This window comes from Geobacillus zalihae NBRC 101842 (assembly GCF_001544135.1).
GTDB classification, from domain to species: Bacteria; Bacillota; Bacilli; order Bacillales; family Anoxybacillaceae; genus Geobacillus; species Geobacillus zalihae.
Genome location: NZ_BCPV01000009.1, coordinates 36694 through 52102, shown reverse-complemented (window position 1 = coordinate 52102; position 15409 = coordinate 36694). Strand labels below are relative to the sequence as shown.

Sequence of the window (15409 nt, the reverse complement as noted above, 5' to 3'; positions counted from 1 at the left end):
AAGGAAGAGGGGAACCGAAGTGGGCGAACAATGGATCTTTTTAAACGGAGAATTTGTGACAAAAGAAAACGCCAAAATTTCCGTGTATGACCATGGATTTTTGTATGGCGACGGGGTATTTGAAGGCATTCGTGTCTATAGCGGCAACGTATTCCGCCTCGAAGAACATATAGATCGGCTATACAATTCCGCGAAATCGATTTTGCTCGACATTCCGTACACGAAGGAAGAAATGATTGGCCACGTGCTCGAAACGATCCGCCGCAACGGCTATCAAGATGCGTACATCCGCCTGGTTGTTTCGCGCGGGGTCGGCGATTTAGGACTGGATCCGTACAAATGCAAAACGCCGCAAATCGTGATTATCGTCGAGCCGCTCGCGCTCTTCCCGAAGCATTTATATGAAACCGGCATCGAAGTGGTGACAGTGGCGACGCGCCGCAACCGCTCTGATGTGCTGAGCCCGAAAGTCAAATCGCTCAACTACCTAAACAATGTGCTTGTCAAAATCGAGGCGCATTTGGCGAACGTAAGCGAAGCGCTGATCTTAAACGATCAAGGCTATGTCGCGGAAGGTTCGGGAGACAATGTTTTCATCATCAAAAACGGCGTCATTTACACGCCGCCTGGGTATGTCGGGGCGCTTGAAGGCATTACGCGCCAAGCGATCATCGAAATCGCGGAGGATCTCGGCTATACGGTGAAAGAGGAGCCGTTTACCCGCCATGACGTCTATGTCGCGGATGAAGTGTTTTTGACGGGGACGGCGGCCGAAGTCATTTCGGTCATTAAAGTCGATGGCCGGACGATCGGCGACGGGACGCCGGGACCGCATACCAAGCGGTTGCTTGAAGAATTCCGCCGCCGCGTGGTCGTCGAAGGAGTAAAGGTGTATCCGACGAACGCCAATGTCGGTTGATCGTCCATGACAAGTGGATAGCGAAAAAGCGTTGACGAGGATAAGTAGTCAGCGGGGCCAACATCCACAGAGAGCCGGGGGAGCTGCGAACCGGTGATGTTGCCGCTTGATGAACTCACCTCTGAGCGCCAGCCTGAACGCCGGACGGCTAGTAGGGCTGGACGAGTGGAGACGCGCGCTTCACTCGTTACCAAAATGAGCGGCCGGCTTCGGCTGGCCGCTCCTGAGGCGGCCGTCACGGCCGTGAAGAAGGGTGGTACCGCGGAAAGGAAACCTTTTCGCCCCTTTGGCTGGAAATGACAGCCATCGTGGGCGGAAAGGTTTTTTATATGGATGACAAATCACAGGGAGGATCGACGATGACAAAAATGAAAGTCGAGGAACAAGAAAAAGCGAGGACGAAGGCGAGAATGAGCGGGTCGCTGATGCTCATTGAAGCGCTCAAGGAAGAAAAAGTCGAAGTCATCTTCGGCTATCCAGGGGGGGCGGTGCTCCCGCTGTATGACGAGTTGTATAAAGCCGGCGTGTTCCACGTGCTGACGCGGCATGAGCAAGGGGCCATCCATGCGGCGGAAGGATATGCGCGCATTTCTGGAAAACCGGGGGTCGTCATCGCCACCTCCGGCCCGGGAGCGACCAACATCGTCACCGGGTTGACCGACGCGATGATGGATTCGCTGCCGCTCGTCGTCTTTACCGGGCAAGTGGCGACAAGCGTCATCGGTTCGGATGCGTTTCAGGAGGCGGACGTTGTCGGCATTACGATGCCGATTACGAAACACAACTACCAAGTGCGCGACATCAGCGAGCTGCCGAGAATCATTAAAGAGGCGTTTCACATCGCGACGACCGGGCGCCCCGGACCGGTGTTGATCGATATTCCAAAAGACATTACGACGGCCGAAGGGGAGTTTGATTACGATCAAGACGTTCATTTGCCTGGCTATCAGCCGACGACGCAGCCGAACCATTGGCAAATCCGCCGGCTTGTCGAGGCGGTCAGCCAATCAAAGCGGCCGGTCATTTTAGCCGGCGCTGGCGTCTTGCACGCCAATGCGTCCAATGAATTGCGGCAATACGCCGAACAGCAAAACATTCCGGTCATTCATACGCTCCTTGGCCTTGGCGGTTTCCCGGCCGACCATCCGCTGTTTTTAGGCATGGCCGGCATGCACGGTACGTATACGGCGAATATGGCGCTGTGTGAATGCGATTTGCTCATCAACATCGGCGCCCGCTTCGATGACCGGGTCACCGGCAATTTAAACTATTTCGCGCCGAAAGCGACCGTCGCCCATATCGACATCGATCCGGCGGAAATCGGCAAAAACGTGCCGACCAAAATTCCAATCGTCAGCGATGCGAAAGCCGCCTTGCAAGAGCTGATCGCCCAGCAAGGCAAGCCGGCGGACACCGCGGCGTGGCTTGAGCAGCTTGACGAATGGAAGCGGCGCTTCCCGCTCCATTATGAGCCGGAAGCCGGCACGATCAAACCGCAAAAACTGATCGAGATGATCTATGAAATGACAAACGGCGAGGCGATCGTGACGACGGACGTCGGCCAGCACCAAATGTGGGCGGCGCAATATTACAAGTTCAATCGACCGCACCGGTGGGTGACGTCCGGGGGGCTCGGCACGATGGGCTTCGGGCTTCCGGCAGCGATCGGCGCCCAGCTCGCCGACCGGAGCGCTACGGTCGTTTCGATCGTCGGCGACGGCGGCTTCCAAATGACGTTCCAAGAACTGTCGGTCATTCAAGAGCTGGGGTTGCCAATTAAAATCGTCATCGTCAACAACCAGGCGCTCGGCATGGTGCGGCAATGGCAGGAGCTGTTTTACGAAAAACGGTACTCCCATTCGCTCATCCCGAATCAGCCGGATTTTGTAAAACTCGCTGAAGCATACGGCATACCGGGGCTGCGGGCGAAGACGGAGGCGGAAGCAGCTGAAGTGTTAAAACAAGCGTTTGCGATGGATGGGCCGGTGCTGCTTGATTTCCATGTCCGCGCCGACGAGAACGTCTATCCGATGGTGGCGCCCGGCAAAGGGCTTCATGAAATGGTGGGGGTGAAAGCGTGCGAAGAATTATCACGATGACAGTCAACAACCGCCCGGGCGTGTTAAACCGCATTACCGGGCTGTTTACGAAGCGGCATTACAATATCGAAAGCATTACGGTCGGGCATACGGAAATCGAGGGCGTTTCGCGGATGACGTTCGTCGTCAACGTTGACGATGAACGGACGGCGGAGCAAATCATTAAGCAGCTGAACAAGCAGATTGATGTGTTGAAGGTGAATGACATCACCGACCAAGCGATCGTCGCCCGCGAGCTGGCGCTCATTAAAGTTGCCGCTCCTCCGGCGGTCCGCCAGGAAATTTACACGCTCATCGAGCCGTTCCGCGCCTCGATCGTCGACGTAAGCAAAGACAGCCTCGTCATTCAAGTGACCGGCGAGCCGGAGAAAGTCGAGGCGTTGATTGAACTATTGCGCCCGTACGGCATTAAGGAAGTGGCGCGCACGGGAACAACCGCGTTCACCCGCGGGGCGCAAAAAGCGACCACGAACCAGAAAACGGCGTTTATCATTTAACAACCATCAATACAAAACCGCACCCATGCGCAGTCATGGCGCCATCGCAGCATTTGCGCTGTTTCTTGACCAACATTTATCTACAGGACAAAGGAGAGGGTAATCATGGCAAAAGTCTACTATAACGGGGATGCAAACGAACAATATTTGCAAGGGAAAACGGTCGCGATCATCGGCTACGGCTCACAAGGCCACGCCCATGCGCAAAACTTGCGCGACAGCGGCGTCCGCGTCATCGTCGGGCTGCGAAAAGGAAAATCGTGGGAGCAAGCGGAGCAAGACGGGTTTGAGGTGTATTCCGTCCGCGAAGCGGCGAAGCAGGCTGATATCGTCATGGTGCTGCTGCCGGATGAGAAGCAGCCGGCCGTGTACAAAGAGGAAATCGAGCCGGAACTCGAGCCAGGCAATGCGCTTGTGTTTGCGCACGGCTTTAACATCCATTTCAGCCAAATCGTCCCGCCGAATCATGTTGACGTCTTCTTGGTTGCGCCGAAAGGCCCAGGCCATCTCGTGCGGCGCACATATACGGAAGGAGCGGGCGTGCCGGCGCTCATCGCCGTCTACCAAGATGTGACCGGACACGCGAGAGAAACGGCGCTCGCCTACGCGAAAGCGATCGGCGCTGCTCGAGCTGGGGTGTTGGAGACGACGTTCAAAGAAGAGACGGAAACCGACTTGTTCGGTGAACAAGCGGTGCTGTGCGGTGGGCTGACGGCGCTCATCAAAGCCGGGTTTGAAACGCTCGTTGAAGCCGGGTATCAGCCGGAAGTCGCCTATTTTGAGTGTTTGCATGAGATGAAGCTCATCGTCGATCTCCTTTACGAAGGCGGTTTGTCGTGGATGCGCTATTCGATTTCCGATACGGCGCAATGGGGCGACTTTATCACCGGCCCGCGCATTATTAACGACGCTGTGAAAGCGGAAATGAAAAAGGTGCTCGATGACATTCAAACGGGCAAATTCGCGAAGAGCTGGATTTTGGAAAACCAAGCGAACCGTCCGGAGTTCAACGCCATCAACCGGCGTGAGAATGAGCATTTGATTGAGATTGTCGGACGCGAACTGCGAAGCATGATGCCGTTTGTGAAGGCAAAACAAGTCGAGGCGGTGGTGCCAGGTGCGAAAAATTAAGTTTTTTGATACCACATTGCGTGACGGGGAACAATCTGCTGGTGTGAACTTGAATTTGCAAGAAAAGTTGGAAATTGCCCGTCAGCTTGAACGGCTGCGGGTTGACATCATCGAGGCGGGTTTCCCCGCCTCATCGAAAGGCGATTTTGAGGCGGTCAAACAAATCGCCGAAACGGTGAGAACATGCTCGGTCACCGGGCTGTCGCGCTCGGTCCGAAGCGATATTGATGCGGCGTGGGAGGCGTTAAAAGGCGGCGCGGAGCCGCGGCTCCACCTATTCATCGCCACCTCGCCGATCCATATGGTGCATAAATTGCGGATGACGCCGGAACAAGTGATTGAAGCGGCGGTTGAGGCGGTGAAATACGCGAAGCGCTTTTTCCCGATCGTCCAATGGTCGGCGGAAGATGCGTGCCGAAGCGAGTTGCCGTTTTTGGCGAAAATCGTCGCCGAAGTGATCAAAGCCGGCGCCTCGGTGATCAACATTCCGGATACGGTCGGCTATATTACGCCGAAAGAATACGGGGAAATTTTCCTCTATTTGCAAAACAATGTTCCGAATATTGAAAATGTTTCACTCTCCGCTCATTGTCATGATGACTTGGGCATGGCGGTGGTGAACTCGCTATCGGCCATTGAACATGGAGCGACGCAGGTCGAGTGCACGATCAACGGCATCGGCGAGCGGGCCGGCAATGCGGCGCTTGAGGAAATCGCTGTGGCCCTTCACATCCGCAAAGACTACTATCAAGTGGAAACGCGCCTCAATTTGCAGGAAATTAAGCGCACAAGCAATCTTGTCAGCAAGCTGACCGGGGTCGTCGTTCCACCCAACAAAGCGGTCGTCGGCAAAAATGCGTTTGCCCACGAATCGGGCATCCATCAAGACGGCGTCTTAAAAGAAAAAACGACATACGAAATCATTTCGCCGGAGCTCGTCGGCGTGCCGTCGAATTCGATGGTGCTCGGCAAACATTCCGGCCGCCATGCGCTTCGCAACCGGGTCGAGGAGCTCGGCTACACGTTGTCCGATGAAGAAATCAATCAGCTGTTTGTCCGTTTTAAAGAATTGGCTGACAAAAAGAAGGACATTACCGATGATGATTTAATCGCGTTGATTTTCGAAGAGAAGTTCGACCACTTTAAAGATTTTTACCAATTGTCTTCCATCCAAGTGCAATACGGGACGAATCAAATTCCGACAGCGGTCGTTGTACTGAAAGACGGGAAGGGGAATGAAATCCAAGAAGCGGCGACCGGCGCGGGCAGCGTCGAGGCGCTGTACAATACATTGGAACGTTGCTTCCAAACGCCGGTGACGCTGCTTGACTACCGGATCGAATCGGTCGGCGGCGGCCGCGATGCGTTGGCCCAAGTGTTCGTCAAAGTGCGCGCCCATGACATCGAGACGAGCGGGCGCGGCACTGCACAAGACGTGTTGGAAGCATCGGCGAAAGCGTACATCAACGCCATCAACCGTGTGTTTATGATCGAAGCGATGCGCGGCGAAAACGAGAAAGTGGCAACACCATAAAACGGGGGGATTCAGAATGGGAAACTATCGGATTGCCGTCTTGCCAGGGGATGGCATCGGCAAAGAAGTGACGTCCGGAGCGGTCGAGGTATTGAAAGCGGTCGGCATCCGGTTTGGCCACGAGTTTACGTTTGAATATGGATTGATCGGTGGAGCGGCGATCGATGAGGCGGGGACGCCGCTCCCCGAGGAAACGCTCCGCCTTTGCCGAGAAAGCGATGCGGTGCTGCTTGGGGCGGTCGGCGGTCCGAAGTGGGATGACAACCCTCCGCATTTGCGCCCGGAAAAAGGATTGCTTGCCATTCGCAAGCAGCTCGACTTATATGCCAACTTGCGGCCGGTTGTTTGCTATGACAGTTTGGTTTCCGCTTCGCCGTTAAAACCGGATCTCGTGCAAGACGTCGATTTTGTCATCGTCCGCGAGCTGACCGGCGGCATTTACTTCGGCCAGCCGAGCGGCCGCGTCGTCGAAAACGGCGAAGAAAAAGCAGTGGACACCTTGTTATATAAAAAAGAAGAAATTGAGCGGATCGTCCGCATGGCGTTTATACTCGCACGCGGGCGGAAGAAAAAAGTGACTTCGGTCGACAAGGCGAACGTCCTTTCGTCAAGCCGTCTATGGCGGGAAGTGGCCGAAGAGGTGGCGAAGCAGTTTCCGGACGTCACGCTTGAGCATATGCTTGTTGACAATGCCGCGATGCAGCTCATCTGCGCGCCGAAGCAGTTTGATGTCATTGTGACAGAAAACATGTTTGGCGACATTTTAAGCGATGAAGCCTCCATGTTGTCCGGTTCGCTCGGGATGCTGCCGTCAGCCAGCTTATCCGCTTCCGGTCCGAGCTTGTATGAGCCGGTGCACGGTTCAGCGCCTGATATCGCCGGCATGAACAAAGCCAATCCGATTGCGGCGATTTTGTCAGCCGCGATGATGCTTCGCCTGTCGTTCGGGCTCACCGCGGAAGCGGAGGCGGTAGAGCACGCGGTGCGGCAGGCGCTCGATCAAGGTTTGCGCACCGCCGACTTGGCGCCAAGCGGCGGCCGCATCGTATCAACGAACGAAATGGTCGAAGAAATCAAAACAGCGGTGCTGGATTATACGGCCATTGCTCAAATTATGACCGTTTATGCCTAAGACGTGCGAGGTGAAAGCCAATGAAGCCGAAAACGATCATCGATAAAATTTGGGAAAACCACGTCGTCTACCGTGAGGAGGGCAAACCGGATTTATTGTACATCGATTTGCACTTAGTGCATGAAGTGACCTCGCCGCAAGCGTTTGAAGGGTTGCGGCAAAAAGGACGGAAGGTGCGGCGGCCGGATTTGACCTTTGCGACGATGGACCATAACGTGCCAACCGTTAACCGATTTGTGATTACCGACGAAGTGGCGCGCAACCAAATCGCTGCGCTTGAGCGCAACTGCCGCGAGTTCGGCATTCCGCTCGCCGACCTGAACAGCGAAGAGCAAGGAATCGTTCACGTCATCGGCCCAGAGCTCGGGTTGACCCAGCCGGGAAAAACGATCGTTTGCGGCGACAGCCATACGTCGACGCACGGGGCGTTTGGCGCCTTGGCGTTTGGCATCGGCACGAGCGAAGTCGAGCATGTATTGGCTACACAAACGCTTTGGCAGCATAAGCCGAAAACGCTGCAAATCTGCATCAACGGCCGCCTCGGCAAAGGAGTGACCGCCAAAGACGTCATCTTGGCCATTATCGGCCGCTATGGCGTTGGCGTCGGCACCGGTTATATTATCGAATTTACAGGCGAAGCGATCCGACGCATGTCGATGGAAGAGCGAATGACGATTTGCAACATGTCGATTGAAGCTGGGGCGAGAGCCGGCCTCATCAGTCCGGATGAAACGACGTTCGCCTATTTGCGCGGCCGCAAATATGCACCAAAAGGCGAGGAGTTTGACAAGGCGGTGGAACGGTGGCGGGCGTTAGCCAGCGATGAGGGGGCAAAATACGATAAAACGATTGAAATCGATGCGTCGACGATCGCTCCGATGGTGACGTGGGGGACGAACCCCGCGATGAGCACTTCCGTCGATGGCGTCGTGCCGCATCCCGAGCAATTTGAAAGCAAAACAGAGCAAAACGCGGTGCGCCGGGCGCTTGAGTACATGGGGCTTAGACCGGGCACGCCGATTACGGATATTCCGGTGCAGCACGTCTTCATCGGTTCGTGCACCAACTCACGCCTCAGCGATTTGCGCGCGGCGGCGAGCATCGTGAAAGGGAAAAAAGTGGCTCCTGGTGTACGGGCGCTCGTCGTGCCTGGATCGCAGCAAGTGAAAAAACAAGCCGAAGCGGAAGGGTTGGCACAAATTTTCATCGACGCCGGTTTTGAATGGCGCGACTCCGGCTGCAGCGCCTGTTTGGGCATGAACCCGGACATCATCCCAGAAGGCGAGCACTGTGCGTCAACGTCGAACCGCAACTTTGAAGGGCGGCAAGGAAAAGGGGCGCGCACGCATCTCGTCAGCCCGGTGATGGCGGCGGCGGCTGCGATTTACGGACATTTTGTCGATGTGCGCCAGCTTGAAGCCGAGCCGGTCTGTTAAATTGACGATCGTGATGGCAAAAGAGGCGGCGCGGCATCCTAGGAAACCGAGCTCCTTTGCCATCAGTGACATCCATAACGGAAGGGGGAAAGGACGATGAAGCCGTTTACGATCCATCGCGGAAAAACCGCCGGCATCGATCGGGCGAATATTGATACCGATCAAATCATTCCAAAGCAGTTTTTGAAACGGATTGAACGCACCGGCTTTGGCCAGTTTCTCTTTTACGATTGGCGGTATTTGAGCGACGGCACGCCAAATCCGGAGTTTGAGCTCAACCGCCCGGAAAACGAAGGGGCGACGATTTTAGTCGCCGATGAAAACTTCGGTTGCGGCTCATCGCGCGAACATGCGCCGTGGGCGCTGCAAGATTACGGATTCCGCGTCATCATTGCCCCATCGTTTGCCGACATTTTTTACAACAACTGCTTAAAAAATGGACTGTTGCCGATCCGGCTGGATAAAGAGGATGTCCGCTACTTGCTGCGCCAAAGCGAGCGCGCAGACTATGAACTGACGGTTTCGCTTGAAGAACAGCGGGTATTTGACGATGAAGGATTTTCGCGTCCGTTTGACATCGACCCGTATCGAAAACAGCTGTTGCTAAAAGGATGGGACGAAATTGATTTGACGTTTGTGTACGAAGCGCATATCGCCGCCTACGAACGACGGCATTGTCCACGGCCGTAAGCGCCATGTGTTCCGGGCGGCAAGGAGAGATGGGTTGCTCTGCCAATCGGCGGGAGCAGCCTTTTTCGCGTTTGACGGCGTCTGCGTCCAGAGGCCGGCTGCTTTTCGGCAAACAAGCGGCTTGTGTTACCCAGCAAGACGCGGGTTGTTTCGCGAGGGAAAACTTGTTACACTGATGGTAAATGCAAATGGGAGCGGGCGAAGATGGCCGGGAAAAAAGGAAAAATCATCATGTTTCCGCAAACAAAAGAACGGCTTATGGAAGAGGCGTTTGCTGCGCTCGAGGCGAAGCGATATAAAGAAGCGCTCCGCTTTTTGCGCGCCGCCGAACAGCTTGGCGACCACAGCTTTCCGGTTCGGCTTGGGCTGGCTGTCTGTTGCTATGAGCTTGGGGAATATGATGAGGCGGAGCGGCGTCTTGCCGGTTTGCTTGACGAGCAACCGGGCAACGGTGAACTGTTGCAAATGTATATTGCCATATTGTTGCAAACGAATCGATACAGCAAGGCCGAAACCGTGATCCGCCACGCCTTGCGCCGTCCGTCGCTATCCGTTTCGCTGCGCGAACAGCTTCACCAGCTGCTTCGATTCAGTGAAAAAATGAATGCCCGCACGCTTCCGCCCGCGGAGTGGAAGCGGGTGAGACGGCTGCTTGAGTCCGGGGACATTGCTGAGCAGCTGCAACTGATTAAACAACTGGAAAAAGAAGACATCGATCCGGTGCTGCCGTTGCTCAAGCAATATTTACGCGCACCGGAAAAAAGCCCGATGGCGAAAACGATGCTTCTTCGCCTGTTGACAGGGAAGCGAGTCAATGAAACGGTGACGGTTGAAAAATTTGGCCGTTGCATGGAGGTCGTCCCGTCAGCGTTGGACGAACAGACGGAAACGGAATTTGCTTCCGAACTGCTGGGCCGGCTTGAGCAGCAGCTCGCGGCGGAAAGCCCGAGCTTATACGAAACGGCGGCGGAAATTTGGCTTCGCTATGCATATGTGTTGTATCCGTTTCCGCCGGAGCCGGCGGATGCAGCGGCCTGGCTTGCTGCTCTCCATTGGATGGCGAGCCGGTTTTTAGGCTTGGATGCTGACGCGGCCGCCTTGGCCGACCGCTACGGTGTGGAGGCGGCGGAGATGGCAAGGCTTTGCCAAAAACTATATGAAATAGAGGAACTTTCCTCCCTCTAATGGCTCGTTCTCTGTTGAAACATGGCTGTTGTATGGTATAATATAATGGCTGTGCTATGTATCTGTTTTCGCATACTTGTCTACATAATCGGGCATCATAAAAAGATCTGGACAAGCGGAGTGCGCTATGGTCCGAGCAATGATTTCAGGTGGAGGGAACAAGGATGTCAGTCAAATGGGAAAAGCTTGAAGGGAACGAAGGCGTATTGACCGTTGAGGTCGACGCCGAGAAAGTGAACAAAGGCTTGGACGCCGCGTTTAAAAAAGTGGTGAAAAACATCACGCTTCCGGGCTTCCGCAAGGGGAAAGTGCCGCGCGTTCTGTTTGAAAAACGCTTCGGCGTCGAAGCGCTCTATCAAGATGCGCTCGACATTTTGCTGCCAGAGGCGTATGCCAAAGCCGTCGAAGAGGCAGGCATCGAACCGGTGTCAATGCCGGAGATTGACATTGAGCAAATGGAAAAAGGCAAAAGCTTAATTTTCAAAGCGAAAGTGACCGTAAAGCCGGAAGTGAAGCTCGGTCAATACAAAGGGCTTGAAGTGGAAAAAATGGATACAACCGTGACGGACGAAGATGTCGAAAACGAACTGAAACGCCTGCAAGAAGATTACGCTGAACTTGTCGTGAAAGAAGACGGGACAGTGGAAAACGGTGATACGGTCGTCATCGATTTCGAAGGATTTGTCGACGGCGAGCCGTTTGAAGGCGGCAAGGCGGAGAACTATTCGCTTGAAATCGGTTCTGGAACGTTCATTCCGGGGTTTGAAGAACAGCTTGTCGGCATGAAAGCCGGCGAGGAAAAAGAAATCCAAGTCACATTCCCGGATGAATACCACGCGAAGCAATTGGCCGGCAAACCGGCGACGTTCAAAGTGCAAGTGCATGAAGTGAAAGCGAAACAGTTGCCGGCGCTTGACGATGAGTTTGCCAAAGACGTCGATGAAGAAGTCGAAACGCTTGACGAACTGAAGGCGAAAATTCGCGCCCGTTTGGAAGAGGAGAAAAAGAACGAGGCGGAGACTGCCTTGCGCAATGCGGTTGTCGAAAAAGCGGCAGCCAACGCCGAAATGGATATTCCAGAGGTCATGATCAAAAATGAAACCGACCGGATGCTTCGCGAATTTGACCAACGCCTGCAAATGCAAGGTCTGAACTTGCAGTTGTATTACCAATTCTCCGGCCAAGATGAAGCGTCGTTGCGCGAGCAAATGAAAGAAGATGCCGAAAAACGGGTGCGCGCGGCGTTGACGCTTGAAGCGATCGCGAAGGCCGAAAACATTGAAGTAACCGACGAGGAAGTAAACAAAGAGCTCGAAAAAATGGCGGAAGTCTACAAGCTGAGCGTGGACAAGCTGAAAGAGCTGCTCGGCAGCTTAGATGGCGTCAAAGAAGATTTGAAATGGCGGAAAACAGTCGATTTTCTTGTAGAGCACAGCAAGGTTGCGGCATAATATATCTTAAGGAAGGAACAAGGCGCGAGACTTCGTGCCTTGTTCTTTATCCACAACCATGGCGCCTGAACGGCAATTTTCAAACTTTTCCAAATGGACGACGGTTTTTTCATTCGCTTTCTCAGGAACATGTATGGTAAAATAGCGAATACATACATTTTTACGACATAAGAGATGGCGGACATGGATACATAAGCAGGCGCGATTTCGTTGGCAAGGGGTGAAATGACATGTTTAAGTTTAATGATGAAAAAGGGCAATTGAAATGTTCGTTCTGCGGCAAAACACAAGACCAAGTCCGAAAGCTCGTTGCCGGTCCGGGGGTTTACATTTGCGACGAGTGCATTGAGCTATGCACGGAAATTGTTGAAGAGGAGCTCGGCAATGAAGAGGAATTTGAATTTAAAGACGTGCCGAAACCGTTGGAAATTCGGGAAATTCTAGATGAGTACGTCATCGGTCAAGATGAGGCGAAAAAATCGCTCGCCGTTGCGGTTTACAATCATTATAAACGGATCAATTCCGGCAGCAAAATCGATGATGTCGAGCTGTCGAAAAGCAACATTTTGATGATCGGGCCGACCGGGAGCGGGAAAACGCTGCTGGCGCAAACACTGGCGCGCATTTTGAACGTGCCGTTTGCCATCGCCGATGCCACCTCGCTTACAGAGGCCGGCTATGTTGGCGAAGACGTCGAAAACATTTTGTTAAAGCTCATCCAAGCGGCTGATTATGACGTCGAACGGGCGGAAAAAGGCATTATTTACATCGATGAAATTGACAAAATCGCCCGCAAATCGGAAAACCCTTCCATCACTCGCGACGTATCCGGCGAAGGGGTGCAACAGGCGCTGCTCAAGATTTTAGAAGGCACCATTGCCAGCGTTCCGCCGCAGGGCGGCCGCAAACATCCGCATCAAGAATTCATTCAAATCGATACGACGAACATTTTGTTCATTTGCGGTGGAGCGTTTGATGGCATTGAGCCGATCATCAAGCGCCGTCTTGGCAAAAAAGTGATCGGTTTTGGCGCGGAAATGAACCAGACGGATGTCGACGAGAAAAACTTGTTGTCGAAAGTGCTGCCGGAAGACTTGCTCAAATTCGGACTTATTCCGGAGTTCATCGGCCGTCTGCCGGTCATTACGACGCTCGAGCCGCTCGACGAACAGGCGTTGATCGACATTTTGACGAAACCGAAAAATGCCATTGTGAAGCAATACCAAAAAATGCTGGAGCTTGACGGCGTTGAGCTCGAGTTTGAAGAAGCGGCGCTCCGTGAAATCGCGAAAAAAGCGATTGAGCGGAAAACGGGCGCGCGCGGCCTTCGCTCGATCATCGAAGGCATTATGCTCGATGTGATGTTTGAGCTGCCGTCGCGCGAAGATGTGCAAAAGTGCATCATCACGCTCGACACGGTGCGCGGCACAAAGCCGCCGACGCTGATCCGTCATGATGGCACCGTCATCGAGCTGGAACGGAAAACATCTGCCTGATGGGAAAACCGCCTTTTTTCGGCGGTTTCTTTTTTTGCCGCCCATGCCCCGCGCGCCCGCTGGCGCTTTTTTGGTTTATTCCCGCCAGTTCGCGGAGATACTATCATACTACATACCATCTAAAGGCAGGAGGATATCGGGGCATGGATTGGACGAACATCGTACTGGTCATCCAGCTGTTTTTCGGGGTCATCATCGGCCTTTATTTTTGGAATTTGCTAAGAGGGCAGCGTGTGCAAAAAGTTTCGATTGATAAAGAGTCGCGCAAAGAGATGGAACAACTCCGCAAGCTGCGTTCGATTTCGCTCACCGAGCCGCTGGCGGAAAAAGTGCGGCCGAAAAGTTTTGACGACATCGTCGGTCAGGAAGACGGCATCAAGGCGTTAAAAGCTGCTTTATGCGGCCCCAACCCGCAACATGTCATCATTTACGGGCCGCCCGGCGTCGGCAAGACGGCAGCTGCTCGGCTCGTGCTTGAGGAAGCGAAAAAAAATCCGCTCTCCCCGTTTAAGAAAAATGCGGTATTCGTGGAGCTTGACGCGACGACGGCGCGCTTTGACGAGCGCGGCATCGCCGACCCCCTCATCGGCTCGGTGCACGACCCGATTTACCAAGGGGCCGGGGCGATGGGGCAAGCCGGCATTCCTCAGCCGAAGCAAGGGGCGGTGACGAACGCCCACGGGGGCGTTTTATTCATCGACGAAATCGGCGAGCTTCATCCGATCCAAATGAACAAGTTGTTGAAAGTGCTTGAGGACCGGAAAGTATTTTTTGAAAGCGCCTATTACAGCAAAGAAAATCCGCAAATCCCAAGCCATATTCACGATATTTTCCAAAATGGACTGCCGGCTGATTTCCGTCTTGTCGGGGCGACGACGCGCACGCCGAACGAAATTCCTCCGGCCATTCGCTCTCGCTGCCTGGAAGTATTTTTCCGTGAATTGGACCAAGATGAAATCGCCCTCATCGCGAAAAAGGCGGCGGAAAAAATCCGCTTGAACGTGTCAGAAAGCGGCATTCGCCTCCTTGCCGCCTATGCGCGCAACGGGCGGGAGGCGGTCAACATGATGCAAATTGCCGCTGGCCTAGCCATCACGGAAAACCGAGAACACATTTTGGACAAAGATATTGAATGGGTCATTCAATCGAGCCAAATGACTCCGCGCTATGAGAAGAAAATCGCTTCCGCTCCGGCGGTCGGCGTCGTCAATGGCCTTGCCGTGTACGGCCCGAACACCGGCGCGCTGTTGGAAATTGAGGTGACCGCTTTGCCGGCCAAAGGGAAAGGGTCGATCAATGTCACCGGCATTGTCGAGGAGGAAAGCATCGGCAGTGCAGAAAAATCGGTGCGGCGCAAAAGCATGGCGCGCGGCTCGGCGGAAAACGTCATTACGGTGTTGCGGGCGATGGGCGTGCCAGCGGACCGCTACGACATTCATGTCAACTTTCCGGGCGGGGTGCCGGTTGACGGCCCGTCAGCCGGGGTGGCGATTGCCGTCGGCATTTATTCCGCCATCTACCAGCTGCCAGTCGATCATACGGTCGCGATGACCGGAGAAATCAGCATCCGTGGCTGCGTGAAACCGGTCGGCGGCGTGTTCGCCAAAATCAAAGCGGCCAAACAAGCCGGGGCGAAAAAAGTCATCATCCCGATTGAGAATATGCAATCGTTGCTAGGCGAAGTCAGCGGCATTCAAATCATCGCCGTCCGCCGCCTCGAGGAAGTGCTCGTCCATGTGTTCGGCGAAGAGGCGCTCCGCCGAGGCCCCGCGCTGCTGCCAGCGGCTATGGACCGCTCGGAGAAAAAGCTCGTCTAGCCAAAGGAAACGGCGGCAAGGC

The 15409-nt window shown here is 54.4% G+C and carries 12 protein-coding genes and 1 other annotated feature; all 12 genes read left to right on the top strand.

All coding sequences use genetic code 11. The features are described from left to right. Window positions 1–19 precede the first annotated feature (19 nt). The gene (ilvE, locus tag GZ1_RS04740) at window positions 20–919 is read left to right on the top strand and encodes a branched-chain-amino-acid transaminase (RefSeq protein WP_011232138.1); all 900 of its coding nucleotides are present in this window, start codon (window positions 20–22) and stop codon (window positions 917–919) included. 22 nt (window positions 920–941) lie between these two features. Then, window positions 942–1208 (top strand) — a binding site (T-box leader). 70 nt (window positions 1209–1278) lie between these two features. Further along, complete coding sequence (ilvB, locus tag GZ1_RS04730; RefSeq protein WP_015375532.1) at window positions 1279–3018, top strand: acetolactate synthase large subunit; 1740 nt, start codon at window positions 1279–1281, stop codon at window positions 3016–3018. Beyond that, window positions 2997–3515: an acetolactate synthase small subunit gene (gene ilvN, locus GZ1_RS04725; RefSeq protein ID WP_013144574.1), complete on the top strand. Its 519-nt coding sequence runs from the start codon at window positions 2997–2999 to the stop codon at window positions 3513–3515. Before ilvB ends, ilvN begins: the two co-directional genes overlap by 22 nt. A 105-nt stretch (window positions 3516–3620) precedes the next feature. Beyond that, window positions 3621–4646 carry a ketol-acid reductoisomerase gene (ilvC, locus tag GZ1_RS04720; RefSeq protein WP_011232135.1) on the top strand — a complete coding sequence of 342 codons (1026 nt, stop codon included), beginning with the start codon at window positions 3621–3623 and terminating at the stop codon, window positions 4644–4646. Further along, window positions 4633–6180, top strand: a complete 1548-nt coding sequence (locus GZ1_RS04715; protein WP_011232134.1) for a 2-isopropylmalate synthase — start codon at window positions 4633–4635, stop codon at window positions 6178–6180. Before ilvC ends, GZ1_RS04715 begins: the two co-directional genes overlap by 14 nt. Window positions 6181–6196: 16 nt before the next feature. After that, window positions 6197–7312: a 3-isopropylmalate dehydrogenase gene (leuB, locus tag GZ1_RS04710; RefSeq protein ID WP_060788002.1), complete on the top strand. Its 1116-nt coding sequence runs from the start codon at window positions 6197–6199 to the stop codon at window positions 7310–7312. A gap of 20 nt (window positions 7313–7332) precedes the next feature. Beyond that, window positions 7333–8748: a 3-isopropylmalate dehydratase large subunit gene (leuC, locus tag GZ1_RS04705; protein ID WP_020754257.1), complete on the top strand. Its 1416-nt coding sequence runs from the start codon at window positions 7333–7335 to the stop codon at window positions 8746–8748. 96 nt (window positions 8749–8844) lie between these two features. Next, on the top strand, window positions 8845–9438 hold the full coding sequence (gene leuD, locus GZ1_RS04700; protein WP_011232131.1) for a 3-isopropylmalate dehydratase small subunit: 594 nt from the start codon (window positions 8845–8847) through the stop codon (window positions 9436–9438). A gap of 204 nt (window positions 9439–9642) precedes the next feature. Continuing rightward, window positions 9643–10623: a tetratricopeptide repeat protein gene (locus GZ1_RS04695; RefSeq protein ID WP_033025943.1), complete on the top strand. Its 981-nt coding sequence runs from the start codon at window positions 9643–9645 to the stop codon at window positions 10621–10623. 164 nt (window positions 10624–10787) lie between these two features. Then, the gene (tig, locus tag GZ1_RS04690) at window positions 10788–12074 is read left to right on the top strand and encodes a trigger factor (RefSeq protein WP_060788001.1); all 1287 of its coding nucleotides are present in this window, start codon (window positions 10788–10790) and stop codon (window positions 12072–12074) included. 230 nt (window positions 12075–12304) lie between these two features. After that, window positions 12305–13570: an ATP-dependent protease ATP-binding subunit ClpX gene (gene clpX, locus GZ1_RS04685; protein ID WP_011232128.1), complete on the top strand. Its 1266-nt coding sequence runs from the start codon at window positions 12305–12307 to the stop codon at window positions 13568–13570. A 143-nt stretch (window positions 13571–13713) separates the two neighbouring features. After that, entirely contained in the window at window positions 13714–15387 is a 1674-nt protein-coding gene (lonB, locus tag GZ1_RS04680) for an ATP-dependent protease LonB (protein ID WP_014196454.1), read from the top strand. The last annotated feature ends 22 nt before the right edge of the window (window positions 15388–15409 follow it).

Bases quoted from the DNA above. Each gene is read 5' to 3' on its own strand.
- GZ1_RS04695 (WP_033025943.1), top strand. From the start codon at position 9,643: ATGGCCGGGAAAAAAGGAAAAATCATCATGTTTCCGCAAACAAAAGAA.
- leuD (WP_011232131.1), top strand. From the start codon at position 8,845: ATGAAGCCGTTTACGATCCATCGCGGAAAAACCGCCGGCATCGATCGG.
- leuB (WP_060788002.1), top strand. From the start codon at position 6,197: ATGGGAAACTATCGGATTGCCGTCTTGCCAGGGGATGGCATCGGCAAA.
- clpX (WP_011232128.1), top strand. From the start codon at position 12,305: ATGTTTAAGTTTAATGATGAAAAAGGGCAATTGAAATGTTCGTTCTGC.
- leuC (WP_020754257.1), top strand. From the start codon at position 7,333: ATGAAGCCGAAAACGATCATCGATAAAATTTGGGAAAACCACGTCGTC.
- tig (WP_060788001.1), top strand. From the start codon at position 10,788: ATGTCAGTCAAATGGGAAAAGCTTGAAGGGAACGAAGGCGTATTGACC.
- ilvC (WP_011232135.1), top strand. From the start codon at position 3,621: ATGGCAAAAGTCTACTATAACGGGGATGCAAACGAACAATATTTGCAA.
- lonB (WP_014196454.1), top strand. From the start codon at position 13,714: ATGGATTGGACGAACATCGTACTGGTCATCCAGCTGTTTTTCGGGGTC.
- ilvB (WP_015375532.1), top strand. From the start codon at position 1,279: ATGACAAAAATGAAAGTCGAGGAACAAGAAAAAGCGAGGACGAAGGCG.